The organism is Rhodoflexus sp., assembly GCF_053489755.1.
The window spans coordinates 1-23,418 of the sequence record NZ_JBRCHD010000060.1 but is presented as its reverse complement, the minus strand read 5'-3'; the positions used below and the strand labels follow the sequence as shown (position 1 = coordinate 23,418).

20 protein-coding genes are annotated in these 23,418 nt (G+C 47.8%); 11 read left to right on the top strand and 9 right to left on the bottom strand.

Annotation, left to right across the window (positions count from 1 at the left end):
* The 10 genes from ACWIP2_RS13705 to clpX all read left to right on the top strand — a co-directional run.
* Positions 1-241, top strand: a 241-nt coding sequence (locus ACWIP2_RS13705) for a Uma2 family endonuclease (RefSeq protein WP_448520509.1), incomplete at its 5' end; no start/stop codon positions are given.
* Entirely contained in the window at positions 238-621 is a 384-nt protein-coding gene (locus ACWIP2_RS13700) for a hypothetical protein (RefSeq protein WP_448520508.1), read from the top strand. The genes ACWIP2_RS13705 and ACWIP2_RS13700, both read left to right, overlap by 4 nt.
* Before the next feature lies 1 nt (position 622).
* Positions 623-1,210: a 3-isopropylmalate dehydratase small subunit gene (gene leuD, locus ACWIP2_RS13695; RefSeq protein WP_448520507.1), complete on the top strand. Its 588-nt coding sequence runs from the start codon at positions 623-625 to the stop codon at positions 1,208-1,210.
* 170 nt (positions 1,211-1,380) lie between these two features.
* A complete protein-coding gene (leuB, locus tag ACWIP2_RS13690; RefSeq protein ID WP_448520506.1) occupies positions 1,381-2,481 on the top strand; it encodes a 3-isopropylmalate dehydrogenase in 1,101 nt (366 codons plus the stop codon).
* Positions 2,482-2,531: 50 nt separating this feature from the next.
* Positions 2,532-3,695 carry a 2-isopropylmalate synthase gene (locus ACWIP2_RS13685; RefSeq protein ID WP_448520505.1) on the top strand — a complete coding sequence of 388 codons (1,164 nt, stop codon included), beginning with the start codon at positions 2,532-2,534 and terminating at the stop codon, positions 3,693-3,695.
* 352 nt (positions 3,696-4,047) lie between these two features.
* A complete protein-coding gene (locus tag ACWIP2_RS13680; RefSeq protein ID WP_448520504.1) occupies positions 4,048-4,938 on the top strand; it encodes an aminotransferase class IV in 891 nt (296 codons plus the stop codon).
* Entirely contained in the window at positions 4,938-6,629 is a 1,692-nt protein-coding gene (ilvD, locus tag ACWIP2_RS13675) for a dihydroxy-acid dehydratase (RefSeq protein ID WP_448520503.1), read from the top strand. The genes ACWIP2_RS13680 and ilvD overlap by 1 nt, the downstream gene beginning before the upstream one ends.
* Positions 6,630-6,812: 183 nt before the next feature.
* Positions 6,813-8,522, top strand: a complete 1,710-nt coding sequence (ilvB, locus tag ACWIP2_RS13670; protein WP_448520511.1) for a biosynthetic-type acetolactate synthase large subunit — start codon at positions 6,813-6,815, stop codon at positions 8,520-8,522.
* A 70-nt stretch (positions 8,523-8,592) separates the two neighbouring features.
* A complete protein-coding gene (gene ilvN / locus ACWIP2_RS13665) occupies positions 8,593-9,144 on the top strand; it encodes an acetolactate synthase small subunit (protein WP_448520502.1) in 552 nt (183 codons plus the stop codon).
* A gap of 684 nt (positions 9,145-9,828) precedes the next feature.
* Positions 9,829-11,073, top strand: a complete 1,245-nt coding sequence (gene clpX, locus ACWIP2_RS13660; RefSeq protein ID WP_448520501.1) for an ATP-dependent Clp protease ATP-binding subunit ClpX — start codon at positions 9,829-9,831, stop codon at positions 11,071-11,073.
* Positions 11,074-11,114: 41 nt separating this feature from the next.
* Here clpX and ACWIP2_RS13655 read toward each other — a convergent pair whose 3' ends face one another.
* The 7 genes from ACWIP2_RS13655 to kynU form a co-directional block, all read right to left on the bottom strand.
* Entirely contained in the window at positions 11,115-11,261 is a 147-nt protein-coding gene (locus ACWIP2_RS13655; protein ID WP_448520500.1) for a hypothetical protein, read from the bottom strand.
* Between the two features lie 6 nt (positions 11,262-11,267).
* Positions 11,268-12,962 carry a hypothetical protein gene (locus ACWIP2_RS13650; protein ID WP_448520499.1) on the bottom strand — a complete coding sequence of 565 codons (1,695 nt, stop codon included), beginning with the start codon at positions 12,960-12,962 and terminating at the stop codon, positions 11,268-11,270.
* A gap of 88 nt (positions 12,963-13,050) precedes the next feature.
* On the bottom strand, positions 13,051-14,091 hold the full coding sequence (locus ACWIP2_RS13645; RefSeq protein WP_448520498.1) for a lysylphosphatidylglycerol synthase transmembrane domain-containing protein: 1,041 nt from the start codon (positions 14,089-14,091) through the stop codon (positions 13,051-13,053).
* 93 nt (positions 14,092-14,184) lie between these two features.
* Positions 14,185-14,952, bottom strand: coding sequence for a segregation and condensation protein A (locus ACWIP2_RS13640; protein WP_448520497.1), 768 nt, complete (start codon positions 14,950-14,952; stop codon positions 14,185-14,187).
* A 2-nt stretch (positions 14,953-14,954) separates the two neighbouring features.
* Positions 14,955-17,159, bottom strand: a complete 2,205-nt coding sequence (recQ, locus tag ACWIP2_RS13635; protein ID WP_448520496.1) for a DNA helicase RecQ — start codon at positions 17,157-17,159, stop codon at positions 14,955-14,957.
* A gap of 100 nt (positions 17,160-17,259) precedes the next feature.
* Positions 17,260-17,499, bottom strand: a complete 240-nt coding sequence (locus ACWIP2_RS13630; protein ID WP_448520510.1) for a 4a-hydroxytetrahydrobiopterin dehydratase — start codon at positions 17,497-17,499, stop codon at positions 17,260-17,262.
* A gap of 71 nt (positions 17,500-17,570) precedes the next feature.
* The gene (gene kynU / locus ACWIP2_RS13625; protein WP_448520495.1) at positions 17,571-18,881 is read right to left on the bottom strand and encodes a kynureninase; all 1,311 of its coding nucleotides are present in this window, start codon (positions 18,879-18,881) and stop codon (positions 17,571-17,573) included.
* Positions 18,882-19,054: 173 nt separating this feature from the next.
* Between kynU and ACWIP2_RS13620 the strand changes: the two genes are divergently transcribed.
* A complete protein-coding gene (locus ACWIP2_RS13620) occupies positions 19,055-19,708 on the top strand; it encodes a response regulator (protein WP_448520494.1) in 654 nt (217 codons plus the stop codon).
* Between the two features lie 24 nt (positions 19,709-19,732).
* On the opposite strand, the gene ACWIP2_RS13615 is transcribed toward ACWIP2_RS13620, so the two are convergent.
* Positions 19,733-22,405, bottom strand: a complete 2,673-nt coding sequence (locus ACWIP2_RS13615) for a carboxypeptidase regulatory-like domain-containing protein (protein WP_448520493.1) — start codon at positions 22,403-22,405, stop codon at positions 19,733-19,735.
* A gap of 46 nt (positions 22,406-22,451) precedes the next feature.
* Entirely contained in the window at positions 22,452-23,243 is a 792-nt protein-coding gene (locus ACWIP2_RS13610) for a GLPGLI family protein (RefSeq protein WP_448520492.1), read from the bottom strand.
* Positions 23,244-23,418: the final 175 nt, after the last annotated feature.

Here is a 23,418-nt window from a genome sequence, read left to right as displayed (position 1 = left end):
TCCTGACTTTGTTATTGAACTGCGTTCCGAATCGGACTTGCTCAAAGAATTGCAGCAAAAAATTACGGAAGACTGGATAGGCAACGGCTGTCGCTTGGCTTGGCTGATTGATGCCGACGCTGAAACGGTTTATGTATATCGCCCCGATACCGCTATGCAAATCGTACAGGGTTTTCAGCAAAAGCTAAGCGCGGGAGATGCGCTGCCCGGTTTTGAATTAGACCTTTCGCAACTGCGATGAGAAGACTTTTTCGCACATACCAACCTACACGCATAAACCCGACGGGTCTCCAAGACCCGTCGGGTTTGGAAACGCTTCGCCGTAGTTCGTGTCTCCACGAACTACCCAAGGGCAACCGGTCGCTTGTGAGGACACAAGCAACGGCATATAGGACACAAGCGACGGCAAGATGTAAACTACTTGGCAATCAGGCGCGCCGGCTACAACAGGCTGCCGCGCTGACAGGGCAAGCAGTAGAACTAAGCGGGAAAATGCAACAATACACCGTAAAGCCTTCACCTGACCCAATGGAGCAAAAACCTGTCGGCATGGACGGCAAACCCTTGGCGGTTTCCTGCGAACGATTTGAAATAACAGCTGTTCAACCTTTGGAAAGTTAAGATGCAAAAATTCACCACACTGATAAGTACCGCAGTGCCTTTGGCAGTGGAAAACATAGACACCGACCAAATTATTCCCGCGCGATTCCTGAAAGCGACCACCCGCGAAGGCTTCGGCGAAAACCTGTTCCGCGATTGGCGTTACCATGCGGACGGCAGCCCTAAAACTGACTTTGTGCTGAACAATCCGCAGTACAAAGGCGAAATTTTGGTCGTAGGCAAAAACTTTGGCTGTGGCAGCAGCCGCGAACATGCCGCATGGGCGATTGCTGACTATGGTTTCCGCGTGGTCGTATCCAGTTTTTTTGCCGATATTTTCAAAAATAACGCGCTCAACAACGGCATTTTGCCCGTTGTCGTTTCAGATGCTTTCCTGAAAAAACTGTTTGCCGCTATTGAAGCCAATCCGCAAACGGAAATTGAGGTCAATCTGGAACGGCAGACCATTACGCTGTTAGCCGACGGTTCGCAGGAATCGTTTGACATCAATCCCTACAAAAAAACGTGCCTCATCAACGGCTATGATGACATAGATTACTTGCTTTCGCTCAAAGAAGAAATTGAGGCGTTTGAAAAGGCTCAAACATAGCAGAACGCCGATACAGGCGGATTACACTGATGAACGCGGAAAACAGAAAAATAAAACCATCGGCAAAAACCTGCGTCATTCGCATCTATAATAACACACTACACATAACTACAACACATAGCTCACCTTCACCTTTTCCAATGTTTCAAAAATGAGGTACACCTGATTTCATGTCTCAACAGATTCTGATTATCCCCGGCGATGGCATCGGGGCGGAAGTAACCGAATGGGGCAAGCAAGCGCTGCAAACCATCGGCGAAATTTTTGGTCATCGTTTCACCTTTGACTATGCCCTGCTGGGTCATGCGGCGATAGAGGCGACAGGTTCGCCGCTGCCTGAGGAGACGCTTGCCAAAGCTCGCCGGTCGGCGGCGATTTTGTTTGGCGCGATCGGTCATCCGAAGTACGACAACGACCCATCCGCCAAAGTGCGCCCCGAACAAGGATTGCTTGGCTTGCGAAAAGCCTTAGGACTTTACTGCAATATCCGCCCCATTCAGTTGTTTGACGAACTTATCGGGGCTTCCAGCCTGAAACCCGAAGCGCTGCGCGGCGCGGATATCCTGTTTTTCCGTGAACTCACAGGCGATGTTTATTTCGGTCAGCCACGCGGACGCACCCAAGACGGGCTGACGGGCTTTGACACCATGATTTACAGCAAGTACGAAGTGGAACGCATTGCCCGCAAGGCATTTGAAGCCGCTCGCCTGCGTCGCAAAAAAGTACATTCGGTGGACAAAGCCAACGTGTTGGAAAGCAGCCGCCTTTGGCGCGAAACGGTTAATGAAGTTGCCAAAGATTATCCCGACGTAGCCTTACATCATATGTTTATTGATACTGCCGCAATGGCGCTCATCAAAGACCCGCGCCAGTTTGACGTAGTGCTAACGGGCAACCTCTTTGGCGACATTCTCACCGATGAGGCTTCGCAAATTGCAGGCTCTATGGGTATGTTGGCTTCCGCTTCCATTGGCGACAGCACGGGTTTCTATGAACCCATTCACGGTTCTGCGCCCGACATTGCAGGCCGAGGCATCGCCAACCCGATGGCAAGCATTCTTTCTGCCAGCATGTTGCTTTCCTATGCTTTTGGGCTTCATACAGAAGCGCAAGTTGTTCAAAAAGCCGTAGCGCTGACGCTCAAACAGGGCTGGCGCACAGCCGACATTGCCGATAGCCACACGCCCCCCGAGAAAAAGCTGGGTACGGCCGACATCGGCAAAAAAATCATTGAGAACTTAATACAGGTAACACAGGCGGTTGCTGCATAGCTTGCCGACTTTCAAATTTTGGTCATCTATCCATCTAAAAAAATAAAAAAATGAGTAACCGAGTCTATGTGTTTGACACTACTTTGCGCGACGGCGAACAGGTGCCGGGATGTCAGTTGAACACACAGGAAAAAATCATGCTTGCCCGCGAACTGCAAGCGCTGGGCGTGGATATTATTGAGGCGGGCTTTCCGATTTCTAGTCCCGAAGATTTTCGTTCGGTGCAGGAAATTTCCAAAGCCGTTAGCGAGCCTGTCATTTGCGGGCTGAGCCGTGCCGTAGAAAAAGACATCAAAGCGGCGGCTGAAGCCTTACAATACGCCAAACGCAAGCGTATTCATACGGGGTTGGGCGCTTCCGACTTTCACATTGAGCACAAGTTTCGCTCTACCCGCGAGGAAATGCTGGAACGCGCCGTTCGTGCGGTCAAATACGCCAAATCATTTGTAGAAGACGTAGAATTTTTTGCCGAAGATGCCGGGCGCGCCGACCCTGTTTATTTAGCAAAAATGATTGAACTGGTTATTGCTGCCGGAGCTACTGTGGTAAATATTCCCGATACGACGGGCTATTGCTTGCCGCATGAATACGGAGAAAAAATCAAATACTTGGTAGAAAATGTCAAAGGAATTGACAAAGTAACAATTTCGGTTCACTGCCACAACGATTTGGGCTTGGCTACCGCCAACTCAATTTACGGTTTGATAAATGGTGCGCGGCAAGTAGAATGTACTATCAACGGCATTGGCGAACGCGCCGGCAATACATCGCTGGAAGAAGTAGTGATGATTCTGCAAACCCACAAATACCTTGGGTTAGAAACTAACATCAAAACGCAGCACCTTTGCCCATTGAGCAAACTCGTTTCCCGCCTGATGCGCATGCCTGTGCAGCCCAACAAGGCGATTGTCGGGGCTAACGCTTTTGCTCACTCTTCAGGCATTCACCAAGATGGCGTCTTGAAAAAACGCGAAAATTACGAAATCATAGACCCTGCCGATGTAGGCGCAGGCAGCAGCAGCATTGTTCTCACCGCCCGTAGCGGACGCGCCGCGCTCAACTACCGATTGGAAAATCTGGGTTACAAATTAGACCGCGCCGAACTGGATTTGGCATACGAGCATTTCCTTGTGATGGCAGACCAATACAAAAACATTAACGACGAACATTTGCAGCAGTTGATGGAAAAAATGCGGTTGAAAGCCGAAGTTTAAAATTTCTTAAAAAAACACGGGTAAAGCATTGGATTTTTCAAGGGTAATGCTTAATTTTGAACAACTTGTTAATGCTTATGCTATTCAACTTGGTGCTCGTGCTAGTCATTCTTCTTCTGCCGATTGTCGGATGAGAAGTTGCGCGATGTACCCATAAATCAGAAGCCTTTTCATCCGACCGATGAAAAGGCTTTTTTATGAATCTTACAACAGGTAATAACTTCTTTGCGGACTTTGCAAAAAATCATTGCGCCCTCTGCGGTTGAACCTGTTTTACTGCTAAGAACGCCAAGTTTTATACTAAGAAAGCTGAGTTAAACCCATTTAGCAATCTTATCAAAGCTATACGACCATGTATTACAACGACAAAACCGTATCTTTTTTTGACGGTAAATTCCAAAAGAGCAAGGAAGTAGTTATCAGTCCTTTTTCGCAAAGCCTGCACTACGGGCTGGGTGTTTTTGAGGGACTGAAAGCCTATCATACACAGCACGGCGTGCGCATTTTCAAGCCGACGGAGCATTTTGTCCGCATGAAAAAAACAGCCGAAGCACTGCACATGACGTTTGACTACGACATTTCCGAACTGGAAAAAATCGCCTATGAGTTGCTGGAACGCAACAAACTGAAAAATGCCTACATCCGCCCTATGCTCATTGCTGCCGATAATATGGCGCTCATACCGAGCGGCGATGCGAAACTGTTCATGGCGGCTTGGAAGTGGCCGCGCTACCTCGGCGACCGCCTGCTCAATACCTGCATCAGTCCCTACGTACGCATTAGCCCCAAGGCCATGCTCGTGATGGGAAAAATTACAGGCGGCTATGTGCCCAACATCATGGCAAGCGCCGATGCCAAACAGCGCGGATTTGATGAAGCCATCATGCTGGATGAAAACGGCTATGTAGCCCAAGCGCCCGGTGCTAATATTTTCATTGAAAAAGACGGCGTGCTGATTACCCCCCCATTAGGATGCGTCATGCCGGGCATTACACGCGCAACGGTGATGGATTTGGCAAAAGCCCTCAAAATAGAAGTCCGCGAGCGGATTATCACCGTAGAGGAAATGTTGGAAGCCGATGCGGCCATGTTTACCGGCACAGCAACCGAAATCGCAGGCATTGCCTCTGTGGACGGACAAATGCTCAAACTGCCCTATAACAAGTCGCAGTGCGCCCGCATCGCTGAAGCCTACGATGAATTAGTGCATTCTGTTCATGAACCTGCCTACACGATTATCTAATGGAACTCAATAAGTTTAGCCGCACTTTTACCCAAGACGAAAGTCTGCCTGCTGCCAAAGCTATGCTCTACGGCGTAGGGCTTACCGATGAGGACATGAACAAAGCCCAAATCGGGATTGCCAGTACAGGTTATGAGGGAAACACCTGCAATATGCACCTCAACGCACTTGCTACGCGTGTAAAGGCAAGTTTAAATGCGACCAATCGCCTCATTGGGCTGACCTTCAACACCATTGGCGTATCTGACGGGATGACCAACGGCACAGATTGGATGCGCTACTCGCTGCCCAGCCGCGATGTAATTGCTGATTCCATAGAAACCATCGTTGGCGGACAGTGCTACGACGGCGTGGTAGCGCTCGTAGGCTGCGACAAAAATATGCCCGGCGCAATGATTGCCATCGGCAGGCTGAACCGCCCTGCCATCGTGATTTACGGCGGCACAATTAACTCCGGTCGCTATGACTACGGGCAGTACAAAGGCAAAAAGTTAGACATCATATCGGTTTTTGAGGCTTATGGCAAAAAAGTAGCCGGCACGATTACCGACGAAGAGTACAAAGGCGTTATTAAAAATGCAATTCCCGGCGCGGGCGCTTGCGGCGGCATGTACACCGCCAATACGATGGCAACCGCTATTGAAGCCTTAGGCATGAGCCTGCCTAACAGCAGTTCGTTTCCTGCTATCAGCCCGATGAAACACGCCGAGTGCGATCAAATCGGCGAGGCAATGTACCGCGCCTTGCAATTAGATTTGAAGCCCCGCGACATCATGACTTTTGAAGCGTTTGAAAATGCAATCACAATGGTCATGGCGCTGGGCGGCTCTACCAACGCCGTGCTGCATTTGCTCGCAATGGCAAAAGCGGTTGGCGTAAAACTCACCCTCGCCGATTTTCAGCGCATCAGCGACCGCACGCCCTACATTGCCGATTTGAAACCAAGCGGCAAGTACTTCATGGAAGATCTCTGCAACATCGGTGGAGTACAGGCGGTAATGAAAATGCTCCACGCCGAAGGACTCATTCACGGCGACTGCATGACCGTTACAGGTAAAACAGTCAAAGAAAATCTGGCTAATTCGTCTGGTTTGCAGGAAGGGCAGGAAATCATCCGCCCGCTCAATGACCCTATCAAGGCAAGCGGACACATTCAGATTCTTTATGGAAACCTTGCCCCCGAAGGTGCGGTTGCCAAAATTACAGGCAAAGAAGGCGAACGTTTCGAAGGCAAAGCTCGCGTTTATGATTCAGAACAAGCGCTTAACGAGGGCATCGCCCGACAGGAAATTCAGCCCGGCGAGGTGGTGGTGATTCGCTACTGCGGACCGAAAGGCGCGCCCGGCATGCCCGAAATGCTCAAACCGACTTCGGCAATCATGGGGGCGGGGCTGGGCGATCAAGTAGCGCTCATTACCGACGGACGTTTTTCAGGCGGCACGCATGGCTTTGTGGTAGGACACATTACGCCCGAGGCGCAAGTAGGCGGCACAATTGGACTAATTCGCAACGGCGATACCATCCTTATTGATGCGGTTAATCGCCGATTAGAGGTGTTGGTGAGCGATGAGGAACTAGCCCAGCGCCGCAGCGAGTGGCAAATGCCCCCCTACAAAGTCCAAAGCGGTGTACTTTGGAAATACATCAAAAGCGTGAGTTCCGCTTCCGAAGGCTGCGTTACCGACGCATAGTCATTAATGGGCTTTCAGTCAGACCCACAGGGTCGGACCGAGATGGAAGGCGTACGTTTCATTTCGATGATCGTAGTACAACAAAATAGTTAATGAGGTTAATCAATTTTTGGGAATAATTTTATGGGAATGCTTTTGCAGGACGAGGCTGAGTTATCTACAGCCATCAATTCACAAACCCTAATGGGCGAGTGTATCATGGAAAAAAAAGGAATCAGCGGGGCGGAAGCGGTGGTGCTGTCGCTGCTGGCTGAAGGAGTTGAGTGTGTGTTTGGCTATCCGGGGGGGGCAATTATGCCTGTTTATGATGCGCTGTACAACTACCGCGACCGTTTGCAGCACTTTCTGGTGCGCCACGAGCAAGGAGCAGCCCATGCCGCACAGGGTTATGCACGTGTAAAACGCCGCGCGGGCGTCTGCATGGCAACCTCTGGACCAGGGGCCACCAACCTCATTACAGGCATTGCCGATGCGATGATTGACTCCACGCCCATTGTCTGCATCACGGGGCAGGTCGGCAAGCATTTGCTGGGCACAGATGCCTTTCAGGAAACCGACGTAATCGGTATTTCCATGCCAATTACCAAATGGAATTATCAGGTTACACGCGCCGAAGAAATTCCCGAAGCTATTGCCAAAGCCTTTTATATTGCCCAAAGTGGCCGTCCCGGCCCGGTGCTGGTGGACATTACAAAGAATGCGCAAATCGAAATTTTTGATTTTCAATATCGCAAATGCGCCAAAATCCGCAGTTATTTTCCTAAGCGCAAGGTAGATTTGAGCGCCATAGAACGCGCCGCCGACTTGATTAATCAGGCAGAGCGTCCATTTATGCTTATCGGACAAGGAGTAATTCTATCCGGCGCACAGGAAGAAGTCAAAGAAATGGCAGAAAAAGCAGGGATTCCCGTGGCAAGTACGCTGCTGGGGCTGTCGGCTATGAGCGTTCATCATCCGCAATATGTAGGTTATTTGGGTATGCACGGCAACTATGGCCCCAATGTGCTTACCAATCAATGCGACGTGCTGATTGCGGTCGGAATGCGTTTCGACGACCGTGTAACAGGGCGTTTGGACGGCTACGCCAAACAGGCAAAAGTAATTCATATAGAAATTGACCCTGCCGAAATTGATAAAAACGTAAAAACCGAAGTGGCGATTGTAGCCGATGCCAAAGAAGCCTTGCAAGCACTTTTGCCGCTGTTGGAAGCCAAACGCTACCCCGAATGGATGGCGTGCTTTCAAGCATGCGACACTACTGAATATGAAAAAGTCATTGCCAAAGATTTTGCGCCTACCACTCCTCTGCCCAAAATGGCCGAAGTAATTCGCTTGCTTTCGCAAAAAACAAAAGGCAAAGCCATTATCGCCACCGACGTAGGCCAACACCAAATGATGGCTACACGCTACTACGAGTTTGACGAGCTACACAGCAACATCACCTCTGGCGGTCTGGGAACGATGGGCTTCTGCCTGCCCGCCGCGATTGGCGCAAAGGTCGGTCGCCCCGACAGAGAAGTCATCGCCATCATCGGCGACGGTGGCTTCCAGATGACCTTGCAGGAGTTGGGCGTGATGATGCAATACAACATCCCTGTTAAAGTACTGATTCTGAATAATAATTTTCTTGGCATGGTGCGGCAGTGGCAGCAACTGTTTTTTGACCGCCGCTATTCAAGTGTGGACATCCAAAACCCCGACTTTGTAAAACTGGCAGAGGCGTATTACATGCCCGCTCGCCGTGTAGAAACTCGCGAACAGTTAGCCGAAGCGATAGACGAAATGCTTAATAGCGCATCGGCCTACTTTCTGGAAGTGATGGTAGAAAAAGAAGACAACGTATTCCCGATGGTGCCTTCGGGCGCTTCTATCGCTGAAATCCGCTTGGAGTAGGTGTATATAGCACACGGATTAAGGCGATATCAGCGTTCAAAAAAAATTAAACAAAAACAACAATTATTTTATGCAGGCATTAGAAGAAAATCAGCAACGATACACCATTTCCATTTTCACCGAAGACAAAGTTGGTCTTTTGAGTCGCATCACGGCGATTTTTACGCGCCGAAAAATCAATGTGGACAGCCTGACTGTTTCCGAAACGGAGAACAAGGGCATCAGCCGCTTTACTGTCGTTATCCGCACATCGCCCGACCGCATCGCTGTCATTGTGCGGCAGATTGAAAAGCAAGTCGAGGTGCTGAAAGCCTTTTACTACAACGACGATCAAATTGTTTACCAAGAGCTTGCGCTGTATAAAATGCCGACAGAGGCTTTTGCAGGCAGTCAAGTGGTGGAAAAAATCCTCCGCGACAACTACGCCCGCGTCATCACGATTGAACCCGAGTTTATCGTCATTGAAAAAACGGGACACGAAGAGGAAACCACCAAACTTTTTGAGGAATTGAAGCCCTATGGCGTGCTGAGCTTTGTCCGCTCCGGCAGGATTGCCATTGCCAAACCGATGAAACTGCTGCGAGTGCATCTGGAAGAATTGGAAAGCATTTCAGAGTTTTAACAGAGGAAATTTTTTTTGCAAAAAGGACTTGCGCCTCATAAGCGATAGCCAAAATTATAGTGCTGTTGTGCTTTCGTGTGTGCGTACTTGCTTTATGGTATGATACCATTATGAATCGCATGATGGGCAAATTGAGGCTGTCCAAAAAGTAACACGGACTTTAGCCTGTGATTTCCTAAATAGCTGATAATCAAATAGCTATAGACGGAAGTCTGTGCTACATTCAGCCTTTTTGGGACAGCCTCAAAATCTACGTGGTAAATGATTCATTCCGGTATTGCATTATATCAATTCAGGATAGACATTGATCGCATGAACTTCGTTAAAAAAGCTGCCGTATTTGATTTTTTGTAGTAAAATAGCGCATTTTATTAATAAAATGTCATTGGCATGGCAGCTGTAACTTCCTAATATGACCGCGTCACACTGAATCTTGCATAACTACTTAAATTTGTGCAGTAAAATGTAAACACTCTTTATCAACTGTGTTCAAATGCAAGCCAAAGGGTGTGCGAGTAATTGACAGTCTGCAAGTAACCAACGCACAGCCTGAAAAATGTGATACGTTTCAATTTGACTGATTACTTAAAGAAAAATAAAAAACTTTTGGCGAGTTCGGATTTTACGGACTAATTTGGCTACTCATTCGTTACTAAGGGTAGAATCCCCTAAATCCACTTACCAATGGCTACCAACAATATCACGTGTTCATTTTGTGGTGCAGGAAAAACGCAGGTTTCTCTAATGGTATCGGGCATTGATGCTCACATTTGCGATACATGTATTGTGCAGGCTTATGACCTGTGGCAGCAAGAAATGCAGCCGCGTAAGAAAACGCGCCCTAACCTACAGTTAGTAAAGCCCACAGAGATAAAACGTCATCTTGACCAGTACATCATCGGGCAGGATAAAGCTAAGAAGATAATCTCTGTAGCTGTGTATAATCACTACAAGCGTCTGTTGCAAAAGTCCAAAGACGATGAGGTAACTATTGAAAAGTCTAACGTGCTGTTGGTTGGTGAAACGGGAACAGGCAAAACGCTGATTGCCAGAACGTTGGCTAAGTTGTTGCAAGTGCCGTTTGCTATTGCAGATGCTACCTCAGTAACCGAGGCGGGCTATGTGGGCGAAGACGTAGAAACGATTTTGACCCGTTTATTGCAGGCTGCCAACTACGATGTGGATGCGGCCGAACGCGGCATTGTTTATATTGATGAAATTGACAAAATTACCCGCAAAGGCGACAACCCTTCTATCACACGCGACGTGAGCGGCGAAGGCGTGCAGCAAGCCCTGCTCAAAATGCTGGAAGGAACGATTGTAAACGTGCCTCCGCAAGGCGGCAGAAAGCACCCTGATGCCAAATTGGTGCAAATCAATACAGAAAATATTCTGTTCATTTGCGGCGGTGCATTTGAAGGAATTGATAAAAAAATAGCCAATAGATTGGAAACCCGTCCGATTGGTTTTGGCAGTCAGTCTTTTGCGTTGAAATCGGGGCAGAACAATTACGACTTGTTAGAACATTTGACCGCACAGGATCTGCGCAGCTTTGGACTGATTCCTGAACTGATTGGTCGCCTGCCGATTATTGCCACTTTGGAGCCTTTGGATGCCGCAGCCCTCCGCCTGATTCTGACCGAACCGAAAAATGCCATTACCAAACAGTATAAAAAACTGTTTGAGATGGAAAAAATCAAACTGCACTTCACCGATGAAGCGTTAGATGTGATTGTAGAACGTGCCGACGCGCTCAAATTAGGCGCTCGTGGACTCCGCGCTATCTGCGAAACCATGATGCTGGAAGCGATGTATGAACTTCCGACAGCAGGTGTCAAAGAATTTATTGTGGATGGTCAATATGCTCGCCGCCAGATAGAAAAGGTATATGCGCTGCGCAGTAAAGATGCACATTTCAAGGCAGCCTAACGAGCGCACCTCGAATTTTGGAATGATGAATAACGTATCAGTTAAATTTTACAGTAGAAAGCGCTAATATTTTCGCCGATGACATAAAAAGAATGTCGCTCCACTATCAGGCGCGGCAGTTTATCCCAGTCGGTGCTGAACGGCTCGGGGTTGTCGTCTGTATATAACTTGCACCTGTAAACTTGCACATTTCCTTAAAATTCATGCAGCCGCTGCGCGATGTTCAGGCGCACGGCTAACGAAGTGAAACTGATGTTACTATTACGGGCGGCATCATCGCTTTGCAAACGACGAAGCACTTGTTTAAAATCAATAAACAGGTTGTGCTTGAGTTGATAAGAAGCCGTAAAATCGCCAAAGATCAGGTTGCTTGCGATGCCCTGCCCGATGTGGTTGCCATATTCCTGTTGGCGGGTAGTATTGTCTAACAGAATATTGCTTCCCCAGTTCGTATTAGGTCCGTCTAATCCTTGTTGTGCATAAATCAGCTTGCCTGTCAGCATCAAGCGCGGAATGGGCTGGTAGCGGGCAATGCCTATGAATTCGCGGAAGTTCGCGCCCAGTGGATGTGCCAGCGCTTGGTTGAAATGTGCATGGTTAGACAGCGACTCGTCGTCGAAATGCGTATAGGTGTAAGGACGCACGGCGTTATACTCCGCCTGTAAATCCAGATTTTTGATACCCAGCGCGTCAATATATTTGACACCTGCCTGCAAGCCGTGCTTGTTTCCCCACCAACCATCACCTGCGCGGGCTTCGGAGAGTTTGAATTCATCTAAAACAAACTGCCCGTAGAACTGAAACTGTTTGAGAAAGTTCCAGCGCCAATCGAAGCCGATCATGGCATTGTCGCCGCTGCCGACTTGCTGCTCTACCCAGCGGTAAAAAATAATCGGATTCAGGTAAGACAAGTCAAAAGTATCGTTTCTGAAGCCATCGCGCCGACCATAGACCACAGACTCGAACAAGCCTATGTTCAGATTTTCAGTAATATTAATCCCTAAATGGTGGAAAACAGCGTATTTTTTTGGATAAACGCGGTTTGTTCCAAAAGCATCTGATGTAAGTTGTGTGTAAGAATTAGTGTAATTAATCTTCCAGATGCGGGTATTAAAGCGAGCAAACAGGTAATTAGCCGAAAAATCGGAAAGGATTAGTGAGCGATATCCATTGCCGTAGAACTGTTTGTCGTGCCCTAACTGAAAAGACATAATGTTCTTCAAAATGTCAAAAGCTACATAGCCGCGAGCCGTCAGCGCCGAAACGCCTGTATTGTCTAATACGCCCGACTCGGTGCGGGTTTTCCAGAAACCTTCGCCCGGTACAGCATTATTTGCTGCAATGTAATCCATCACATAGTTGGGAAATAGCATGATGTTATCGGCCAAGTAAGTATAAAAACCGACGCGATTGGCAATCAGCCCGCGCATTTCTGCACCGCGCGTATTGAGAAAAGGACGATTTTCTGAATCCGTTGCTATGCCCATTCCCAAGTGCAATACAGGGTTTACGTGCAGGTTAAAATCTTTGACATTGACACGATAAAAATCGGACTGATGCTCGTAGAAAGTACCTAAAATCGGGCGCTTGGTTTTGTCGTTGGTACTGTCTGCCCATTCGGAGTTGTCGTTGAGCAAATAGAACAGGTTGAACCGATCAATTTTATTGAGCATCATTCGGTTTTCTTTCAGGATGCTGTCGGCAAGGGCCGCTACGCCGCGCCGCTCTAAAAGTTTGATAGAAAGCATCAGATTTTCGGAAAACTTACCGCGCCTGATCTCGTAGCGTTCGACCAGATGCTGATAATCCTGATTGTAAGGAACAAGGGCACTCTGTGCCGCGACTGTGAGCGGTAGCGCAAGCAATAAGCCGATTATAAGACGTTTCATCATAGGTATTGATATTTGCATAAAAAGTAGCCTGTTGCTATTGGGGAAAATGTCTTACGCATTTTGAAGGATGTGCCACATAGCCTGCCTACCTTGCCAATACTCTGCGAAGCCAACGTGGTAAGATAATGACACCAATAAAAAGGTATGGATAGTAAGTATAAAGCCGCCAGAATAGTGCCAATGCCACACCAAATCCGCCGATATACTGCCCAAAGAAAAAATCGAACGAAAGCTCTGCCGTACCGCTGCTGCCCGGGGTAGGCGAAATGAGCATGATTACCCACATGACAATGTGGCGGGCAAATACGAGCAGATGATTTTCCCAAGTCAGTGTAGAAAAAGCTGCCAGTAAACAGTTGACCATCAGATATCGCGCCGACCATACAAAGATAGTAGAAACAATGGCATTTGCCCAGTAGCGGGCATCTTTGCCTTTGATCTCTTCCGAAGCGATAATCACCTCATTGCCAATTTCTTTGGCAGAGCGGCGAAAACGTCGCAGGAAGCCAAAAGATGTAATTCGCGTAATTAGCCAACGAAAGCCGTGCGGCTTGAAAAATAGTCCCCATGCAAAAAATGAGGTATAGGCAGCAATCAGTGTGTAGCTGGTCCAGAAAGTAGCCTTTAGTCCCGAACCCAACAGTCCGCTACCACCTTCTACTAAAGGAAATACATCGCCTTGAGAAAGCAACAAGGCCAGCGGAGCGGCAATGATGAAGAATGAGTTGTCTAACAGCGCCGTGAGCATCACATAGGCAAGCGCTTTACCGAATTTGATACCTTCGCGGTTGATGATAAAAACGGCAATAGCAGTGCCGCCAACGGCCGAAGGCGTTACCGCAGAGGCAAATTCCCAAAGCAAGACAGTATAAATACTTGATTTCCAGCTTAAATCCTGATTAGTCAGGTAGCGAATCCGCCAAATGTAGCCCGCGTCGCGAACGAAAAGCACCAGCACAGCCATAAAAATCCAAACCAAATTTGCCTTCTGAAAATATTCAGTAACAGCCTTTATATCTACATTGGTAGCGAACATGTAAACCGCCACGCCTAAACCAATGAGTATTGGTAGAATAACTTTAGAAGGATTAATTGATTTGAGGATTTTTTCCTGATCTTGTTGCATAGGGGGCTTGCATTTATTACTGTGCGGTTAAACGTTTTTTGTCTTTCACGTACAAACTGCGTTAAGCTAAGGCTTGCATTTATTACTGTGCGGTTAAACGGCTTGTTCGGGTTCGGGGTTGACAATTATAAAGTCGTTATAACCTTCGCCCAACCGTATGCCTATTTCGCCGGATTGGAGCAGTTCCAAAATAGCCAGAAAATTAAAAATGACAACCACTTTTTGGGGCTGCCGCTCGATGAGTTCCGTAAAAGTAAGATAGCGGGCTTCTTTGATCCACAGACGAACGACCTCTTTTTGTCCCTCCAGCGTGTAGGGATAAGGTAAGATACGATGGACAGGCTTTTGCTGCTCTAAAGCAAATCTGCGCATCACTTTTTCATAAACGCGCAGCAATTTGTAAAGGTCTATGTGTTGCAGTTCGGCTTCTACGCCTTGCGAGTTGGCAATTTCCAGCAATTCGGCAGCGAGGTTGCCACGCGGCTCCATCGCCATGCGTTCTTCTTCGCGCTGTGCAAATTCGCCAACGACTGACTTGTATTTTTTGTACTCCAGCAGGTGGCGCACAAGCTCTTCGCGCGGGTCTATTTCTTGTCCTTTTTCGTCTAATTCGGGACGCGGGAGCAGCATTTTCGCCTTGATGCGCATCAGCGTCGCGGCTACAACCATAAAATCGCCTGCCACATCCATATTAATCTGTTCCAATTGGTGCAAGTAGTCCAAAAAATCGGCTGTGATTTTGGCAATCGGAATGTCGTAAATATCCAATTCGTCCCGCTCGATAAAAAACAGGAGCAAGTCAAAAGGCCCCTCGAAAAGAGGCAACCTGATAGCAAAAGTATCGCTTGATAGGGTCTGCAAGGCTATAGTGCGACTTCTGATAAGAACTTAATCCGCATCAGACGCAGTTCTTCTTCGGTAAATTCATCGCCCAGCGCCTGTAAAGCTACTTTGATATTATCCGTTTCTGCACTAAGGAAATATTCGAAGATCGCATCTTGTGCGTCTTTTTCCAGCATCTGGTTGATGTAGTAGTCTAAGTTGAGCTTAGTACCAGAGTAGCAGATGTGCTCAATCTCTTCGATCAGTTCTGCCAGCGTCAGATTTTTAGATTCGGCAATCTCTACTAAGTCCACTTTTCGATCAATCTGCTGGATGATAAATATCTTGGTCTTGGACTTATTGACTGTGGATTTGACTAATACGTCGGCAACTGTCGTAATATCGTTTTCTGCTACGTAGGCGGCAATCATATCAATAAAAGGCTTGCCGAATTTTTGTGCTTTGCTAATCCCTACGCCATTTACCTGCGCCAACTCTTGCAGGGTTGTTGGATAGGTAGTAGCCATTTCTTCGAGCGAAGGCTCTTGGAAAATCACGTAGGGGGGCAGGTTTCTTTGCTTAGCTACTTTTTTGCGCAGGCCGCGCAGCATTTCGTAGAGGGTTTTGTCGTAAGCACTGCCCTGCATGGCACTGTCTGACTCATCGGCAGTCAGTTCAACCTCAGCCCCTGTGTAGTCGTGGTCTTTGACAAAACTGATCGGTGTAGGGCGCTCTATGAAAGCTAGTCCTTTTTCTGCCATTCTAAGACTCTGGGGGGCATCCAAATCCTTGTCTATGTAGCCGAAGAGCATCGCCTGTCGGATAATGCTTTTCCACTCCTGTTCGGTGAGTGCTTCGCCCTTTTTAAAAACCGGCAGTTTTTCGTGTCCGTAGCTAAGTACATACTGTTCGGTTGTGCCGCGCAGAATGTTGATTAGGTGGTCTGCTGCAAAGCGTTGCCCCGTACCTTGTATGGCGTGTAAGAGAAGTAACAGCCATTCTTTAGCTTCAAAGTATTTTTCTTTGGGCAGGTTGCAGTTGTCGCAGCCGCCTCCTTCTTTGCAGAGGCTGTCGTTGTAAACTTCGCCAAAGTAATGGAGCAATTGCCTGCGACGGCATACTGAACTTTCGGCATAAGCTGCCATTTCTTGCAGCAGCAGTTTGGCATTCTCGCGTTCGGTAACGCTCTTGTCTTTGTTGAATTTTTCGAGTTTGCTAATGTCGTCGGGGCTGTAAAACATCAGACAGAACCCTTCCAGCCCGTCGCGGCCGGCACGCCCTGTTTCCTGATAGTAGCCTTCCAGTGATTTGGGCGCATCGTAGTGCACCACAAAGCGAACATCGGGCTTATCTATGCCCATCCCGAAGGCAATTGTGGCTACTATTACGTCCACATCTTCATTTAGGAAGGCATCCTGATTTTTGATGCGCACGTCTGCATCCAGCCCGGCGTGGTAGGGCAGCGCCTTAATATCGTTAACGGTCAGTAGTTCTGCAATTTCTTCCACTTTTTTGCGGCTTAGGCAATAAACAATGCCCGACTTGCCTTTGTGGTTGCGGATAAAGCGGATGAGTTGTTTTTGGGTATCTATCTTAGGGCGGACTTCGTAGTGCAGGTTTGGACGATTGAAAGAAGACTTGAAGATGGCAGCCTCTTCCATGTGCAGGTTCTTTTGAATATCTGCCTGTACTTTGGGCGTAGCTGTTGCCGTGAGGGCAATAATCGGAAAGTTGCCAATCTGATCTACGATAGTCTTAATCCGGCGGTACTCGGGGCGGAAATCATGCCCCCATTCAGAAATACAGTGCGCTTCGTCTACGGCTACGAAGGAGATCTTCGCATCTTTCAAGAAAGCAATATTTTCGTCTTTGGTGAGCGATTCGGGTGCTACGTACAGTAGTTTAACCTCACCGTTGATCGTTTCCTTTTTGACGCGGTTCAACTCGGACTTGGTCAGTGTAGAGTTGAGGAACTGCGCATTTACCCCAAAAGCATTGAGCTGATCTACCTGATTTTTCATCAGTGCAATCAGCGGAGAGATTACAATGGCAGTACCCGGCATTACAATGGCAGGCAACTGATAGCAAAGCGACTTGCCTGCTCCTGTCGGCATAATGACTAAAGTATTTTTACCACTCATCAGGTTGCGGATGACTGCCTCCTGATTACCCCGAAAATGACCGTAGCCGAATACGGTTTTCAAGGTGTTTTTGAGTTCATCTTGTATTTGTTCTGTCTGCACCATACGGCTCACAAAAGTTGAGAGTTGGAAATGTAAAAACTATCAGACGGGTTTAGCCGACACCATAGTTGATCTGCATTCACACACTCAGAACAGTAAAAAATTATGAAATTAATGCGTCAATCGCACGTGCTAAGTCCCTGTCTTTCTGGGTTACAGTATTACCTGCATCGTGTGTGCTCAACTTGATTTCCACCCTGTTGTACACATTGTACCAGTTGGGGTGATGATCCATTTTTTCAGCGATCAGCGCAACTTTTGCCATAAAGCCGAACGCTTCTACGAAGTCCTGAAACACAAAGGTTTTCTGCAAACAATTATTTTCTTCTCTCCAATCCATTATCGTGTGGAATTGCTTAGGTAAAATTAAGCTAAAAAAAACTGAAATCGGAAACAGTTGTTATTTTTTCCCATTCAGGCAGTTGCTGTGTAAACAGTATCGGATGTAAGAATTTCGTTTAAAATAACAGTAAACCGCCATACTTCCTCAAAGGTATTATACAACGGCGTAGGTGCAATTCGGATTACGTCGGGTTCGCGCCAATCGCAGATTACCCCTGCTTTTAGCAGCTTTTCGAAGGCTTTTTTGCCGTCTTTGATCACTACGAGCGAGAGTTGGCAACCGCGCTGTTGTGGATCTTCGGGTGTAAGAATCCGTACTAATTCTCTGCCTGCACCTGCATTTATTTCCTGTAATAAATAAGCCAGAAATGAGGTCAGACGAATACTTTTCTTGCGCAAGTTATCTATACCGGCGCGGTCGAATATTTCCAGCGATGCGCGATGTGCGGCAAAAGGCAGTATTTGTCCGCAGCTCAACTGCCAGCCTTCGGCACCGTACATTGGCTCAAATCCTTTTTGCATCAGGAAGCGGGTCTCTTCGCGATGGCCCCACCATCCTGCCAATCGCGGCAAATCGGGACTGTCGGCATGGCGCTCGTGTACGAACACGCCTGATGTGCCGCCCGGCCCTGAGTTGAGATATTTATAGGTACACCAAACGGCAAAATCCACCCCCCAGTCGTGCAGTTGCAAAGGTATATTGCCGGCTGCATGTGCCAGATCGAAACCTACTTTTGCACCTGTCTGACGTGTTGCAGTGGCAATGCGCCCCAATTCGAAGGCCTGACCAGTGTAGTAATGAACGCCTCCGAAAAGCACTAGGGCGAGACTGTCGGCGTGTTCCAGAATGATGCGTTCGATATCAGCGGTGCGGAGCGTAGTTTCGCCTGCTCGCGGAGCAATTTCTACGATTGCAGCGGCGGGATCCAGCCCGTGCAGTTTTACCTGACTTTCTACGGCATACTGGTCGGAAGGGAATGCTCCGGCTTCCATGATGATTTTGTAGCGCTGTGCAGTCGGGCGATAAAATGAAATCATCATTAGGTGCAAATTGACCGTCAGCGTGTTCATAATCACTACTTCGTGGGGCAGCGCACCTACCAGCCGTGCAGCGGAATCACGCATGGTGCGGTGGTAGTGCAACCAAGGGGGATTCCCCTCGAAATGTCCTTCAACAGCTAGTTCTGCCCAGCGTTGCATCTCCTCGCCAACATAGCGACTCGCCGCCTTAGGTTGTAAGCCCAGCGAGTTGCCGCAAAGGTAGATTTTGGGCGTACCGTCGGCTTGTTGCGGGATCAGAAACTCCTCGCGGAAGGAACGAAGCGAGTCCTGCTCATCCATCCGGCAGGCAAATTCATGTGTATTTTCAAACGGATGTTGCATGTGCATGGCAGTAAAACTCCCTAAAATTACATTGTTTGATTGATTTGAGATACGTTCCGTGTATTTTCGCTCGTTTTAATGTATATTCAAGCTTCAGAACCCTATAAGACGTGCAGGTTGCTCAAAAGCACTGCACAAGTAAACTTACCCCATTATCTTACTGTTGCAATTGTATGATTAAAGTTGCTTTGGTAGATGACCATCAGATTATTCGCGACGGCATCAAAAAGCTGTTGGCAGATGAGGAAGATATAGCCGTTGTAGCTGAGGCATCCAGCGTGAAGGAGGCTTTGCAAATGCTGGAAAGGCATCGTGTGCATCTGCTAATTACTGATATTTCTATGCCCAACGGCTCAGGATTTGACCTGATTAAGGCTATTGCTGCACACAAAGATCTCAAAGTAGTCATCTTAAGTATGCATACCGAAGAAGCCTATGTAAAGCGGGCGATCGAAATGGGTGTCTCTGGCTATCTGACCAAAGACATTTCGCGATTGGAGCTTGTTCGGGCCATCCACGCAGTTTACGAAGGCGAAAACTATTTCAGCGATGCCATTAGCCGCGTAATGATGAATACGATGATTAAGAAAGCCCGCCGCCCTAATAATTTGGATAAACCTGCCGAAAGCAGGCTCACTGCTCGCGAGAAAGAAATTATCCGCCACATTTTGGACGGACTGAGCAGCCCCGAAATTGCAGAAAAACTGTTTATCAGCCACCGAACAGTAGAAAACCACCGCGCCAATATTATGAACAAACTCAAAGTCCGCAATACGATCGAACTGGTGCGCAAAGTGCTCGAAGTGGATTTCTGGGAGCGGGCGTAAAACAAATGCGCAACTAATTATCGCCTAAAAGCCAAACTTAAAACCACCCAGCAGGTAGCCGCTCAGGATGGCGCGTTCGGAAACCACGATGCTGTTGTTGGTAAACATTGCCGTAACAATCTGATTTTGACCCAGATTGGCGATGTTATTGCCGCTGATGAACCACTCATGCCGCTTGCCTTTCGGAGTGTAGCGCAGCGATGGATTGATGAAGAAAATTTCGTTGGACGTAATCTCTGCGTTCTGATAACGGTATTCCAGCATCAGTTCCCAGACCAACTGCCCGTACTTGCCGCGAAACTTGGTGTAAGGCTGCCACTGGCGGAAGGTATTCTGCCTGTCCGAAAAGCCGTAGTAAGACTGCGTCATAGAAAAGCCCAGCCCCAACTCTGCCTGAAAAACAGGCTCTTTGAAGATGGAATAAACACTGCCCCGATAGTTAAAGGTGCGGGTCGTAAAACGCGAAGGATTGCTGCCTTCAAAATTATCGCCTGCGCGATGAGCTACCACCATATTATTTTTGATGCCCAAAGGCAGGCGGCGAAACTTGTGGTCGTAGTTGCCAAACAACTGAATAGCCTCTGAAAGCGGTGCAAACAGGGTGCGCAAAACAATCGTATTGCGGTCTATGGATTCGGAAACATTGATAATTTCGTTGACAGAGCGCGTGTAGCTAAGGTTTGCAAACAACATGCTGCCTTTCAGGATATTCATGCGGCGCAGGCTCAAAATCAGGCTTTCGTTGCGGGCAGGCGTGCTGCCGACTATCTCGCCGTTTTGCTTGAATGTCCGGTAATCTCTGATGAACGGATGCGTAAGCAGCTGCTCAGCTACGGCGTAGCGATGCTTGATATTCCACTGCAAAGAAAGTTGACTTTCGCCGATTTGCTTGGAAAGTTCTGCCTCAGGCTCAAACAGCCAGCGACCGCGCCGCGTAGTAGCCGCCGTTGCCGCGCCTGCATCCAGCCGATGGTCAAAGTACAGCGCCTGCGCCGTCAATTTGAGTTCTGCTATGCGCCCCAGCGCCTGCATCGTTTGTATGCCGCCTTTGTAGAGGCTGTTGGCAAGGCGCAAATTGTTGCGCGGCTCATTTTCAGCCATCTCCAAACGGTTTTCCAACTGCTGATTTTTATGCTCAAACCCTGTGAAAAAACTTACAAAATGTCGCGTATTTTGCTTTCTGCTGAATTCGCTGCGCAGCGAGTAGAACTGGTCGCGGGTTTGTAGCGGCTGTTCGGCGCTAAAACCTGCTTCGGAAAACGACAGCCCCAGAAAAGGCGCAGCGCTGCGGATGGCAAGCAACTGGTCGTTGGTGGCGTAGTGCTGCAAGGCGCGGCTTTTCCATATCCAGCGCGGGCTGAGCCTGCGGATGTAGGTAGCCTGCTGCCCAATGCTGAAATTGCGGTTGCGCAGGCGGGTTTCTACGTCCAGCGCACCCTCTGCGCGGTTATTGACCAATGACTCCTCCATTCGGTCGCCCGAAGGATTGTAGGTAAAGCTGTATTTCAGGTAATTGTCATCGTTTGGCTCGTGGGTGAGGTTGAGCATTACCGAGCCAAACAATACGGCGGTGCGGTTGCGGAACTGTTCGTTGAACGAAACAGCATTGCCGATAAAATTTTCAGTACGGTTGTTGCGGTCGGTTTGCCCGATGCGGTTGATGTAGCCGTAAATATCTAACTTGGTTTGTTTATTGTACCTGCGCGCAAAATTGAGCGCCGAAAACTGGCTGTTTTTGGTTGCCAGATTCATATTGCTCAGCAAAAAACGCGGCGAACTAATCTGGGAAGTGGTCGGTTGCAGGGCATCGTTTGCCTGCGACTCCATCACGTTGAGGATGCCGCCGCGCATTTCGTAGTAGTCTTGCTGGGTGATGGGCAGCTCGCCCGTGTTGTTAAAATCGCTGATGAGCGCTTTGTTGCCTCCCGAACCAAACATAAACAAATTGCTGTGCGCCGTGTAGCGATTGCCTGCTCCCGCGCTCAGGTTGCCCGTTGGTCTGCCTTTGAACTCATCTTTGAGCAGCACGTTCATCACAATGCCATTGCCGGAATTGTCTAAGTTGCTTTCCTTGTATTTGGTGTGCAGCTCTACTTCTTTGACCATATCAGCAGAAAGGTTCTGCGTTGCCATCTGGTGCTTGTTGCCAAAAAAATCATTGTTTTCTATCATGATTTTCCTGATAGGCTTGCCCTGATAAGATACCTTGCCGTCTTCATCTACCGAAATACCCGGCAGTTTTTTTAGCGCCTCGCCGAGGTTTTTCTCTGTGCCATCGCGCACGGCATCTATGTTGTAGAAAATCGTATCGCCTCTGATTTTAAAAGTAGAAGGCGGATAGCCGGGTATAATGATTTCTTTGAGCACTCTGGCTTTATCGGTAGTTAACTCTACAAAAAATTCATTTTTTTGCTCGCTTAGGTCAATGTATTTTTCTTCGGGTAGGTAACCCATAGCGGTTACTTTGAGCAGGTAGCGCCCCGGTTCGTGCGGCTTGAGCCGAAACCTGCCCTCCTGATCGGCAATGGCAAAGGCAAGTACCGCCGTAGTTTCCGGTTGCAGTAACTGCACATTGGCGCGGGCGATCGGCTGGCGCGTAGCCATATCTATCGCCTGCCCCGTCAGCGGAACCTGTGCAAAAAGCGTTGCAGGGAGTGTAAGCAGGATGCTTATGTAAAAAAAGACTCGTTGCCACATTAGTTAATGTTTCCTTTACAGTACCAGATTACAATTCCAGTTTCTCTTAATTTTTACCGGAGGAATTTGGTAAATTTTTCATAATTTCTTTCTTCAAAGTATCTTCATTGATTGCAGGCTTTGTGTTCAGGATTCCCTGCAAATCCTCTGTTTTTATTAACGTGCCTTCCGTTGGTCGCTCAATAGTTTGCTCGCTAATAAAACTGATTTTATTTGCCTCAATAGTCATCTGAGAGGTCTCTATTTTTAATATCAGTCCAGGCAAGCCGTAAGATATAAGTGGACCATGAGAAATAGGAATAGCATCCGTAAACCATGCCTCAACAGTTGTTCCCTTATCAGTTACACAGAAAGCCTTGCGGCAGGTCATTCCCGCAATGCTTGTTACCTCATTTAGAATAGTCCAGTTATGATGGCTAAGAGGTTCTTCTTTGCGTAATAAATTATTTTGTCTATTCAAGACTGTAACAATCACGCTATCACGGAAAGACTTGTAAATTTTTTGCAATACTTTTTGCCCAACTATGCTACTAGGAAGTACAATCGTCTGACTCACTTCATTTTTTAAAGGTATCTTTTCCGTATTATTACTCGGCTGCTGCATGGTGCTGACGTGTGTGGCACCATTTTCTTCATAGATAGATACATCCTTACCAGCCACCAGTACGCTGGGGGTAACCTGCATCATCGTTTTTAAGTCGGGATGTACGCTTTTTAGTACATGATCCTTTATTCGCTGTGTATATTCTACCCGCACCCAGCGTTCGGCAGGCTGGGCGATGGCTGTAATTAATAAAAATTGCAATAAAGCAAACAATAATATTTTTATGTAAGTCATTTTATTTTTATGGTTAGATTATTGCCTGAAGTATCTCTTTCAAAAAGAACTACTTCAGGCTTACCAAATCACTCTCTATTTTTTGCTAAAATTCATAACAGTCAACAGATGTTACTTCTGAGTCAACAATTGAGCAATCTGCTTTTAGCGTAAACCTTACTGTAAAATCACAATG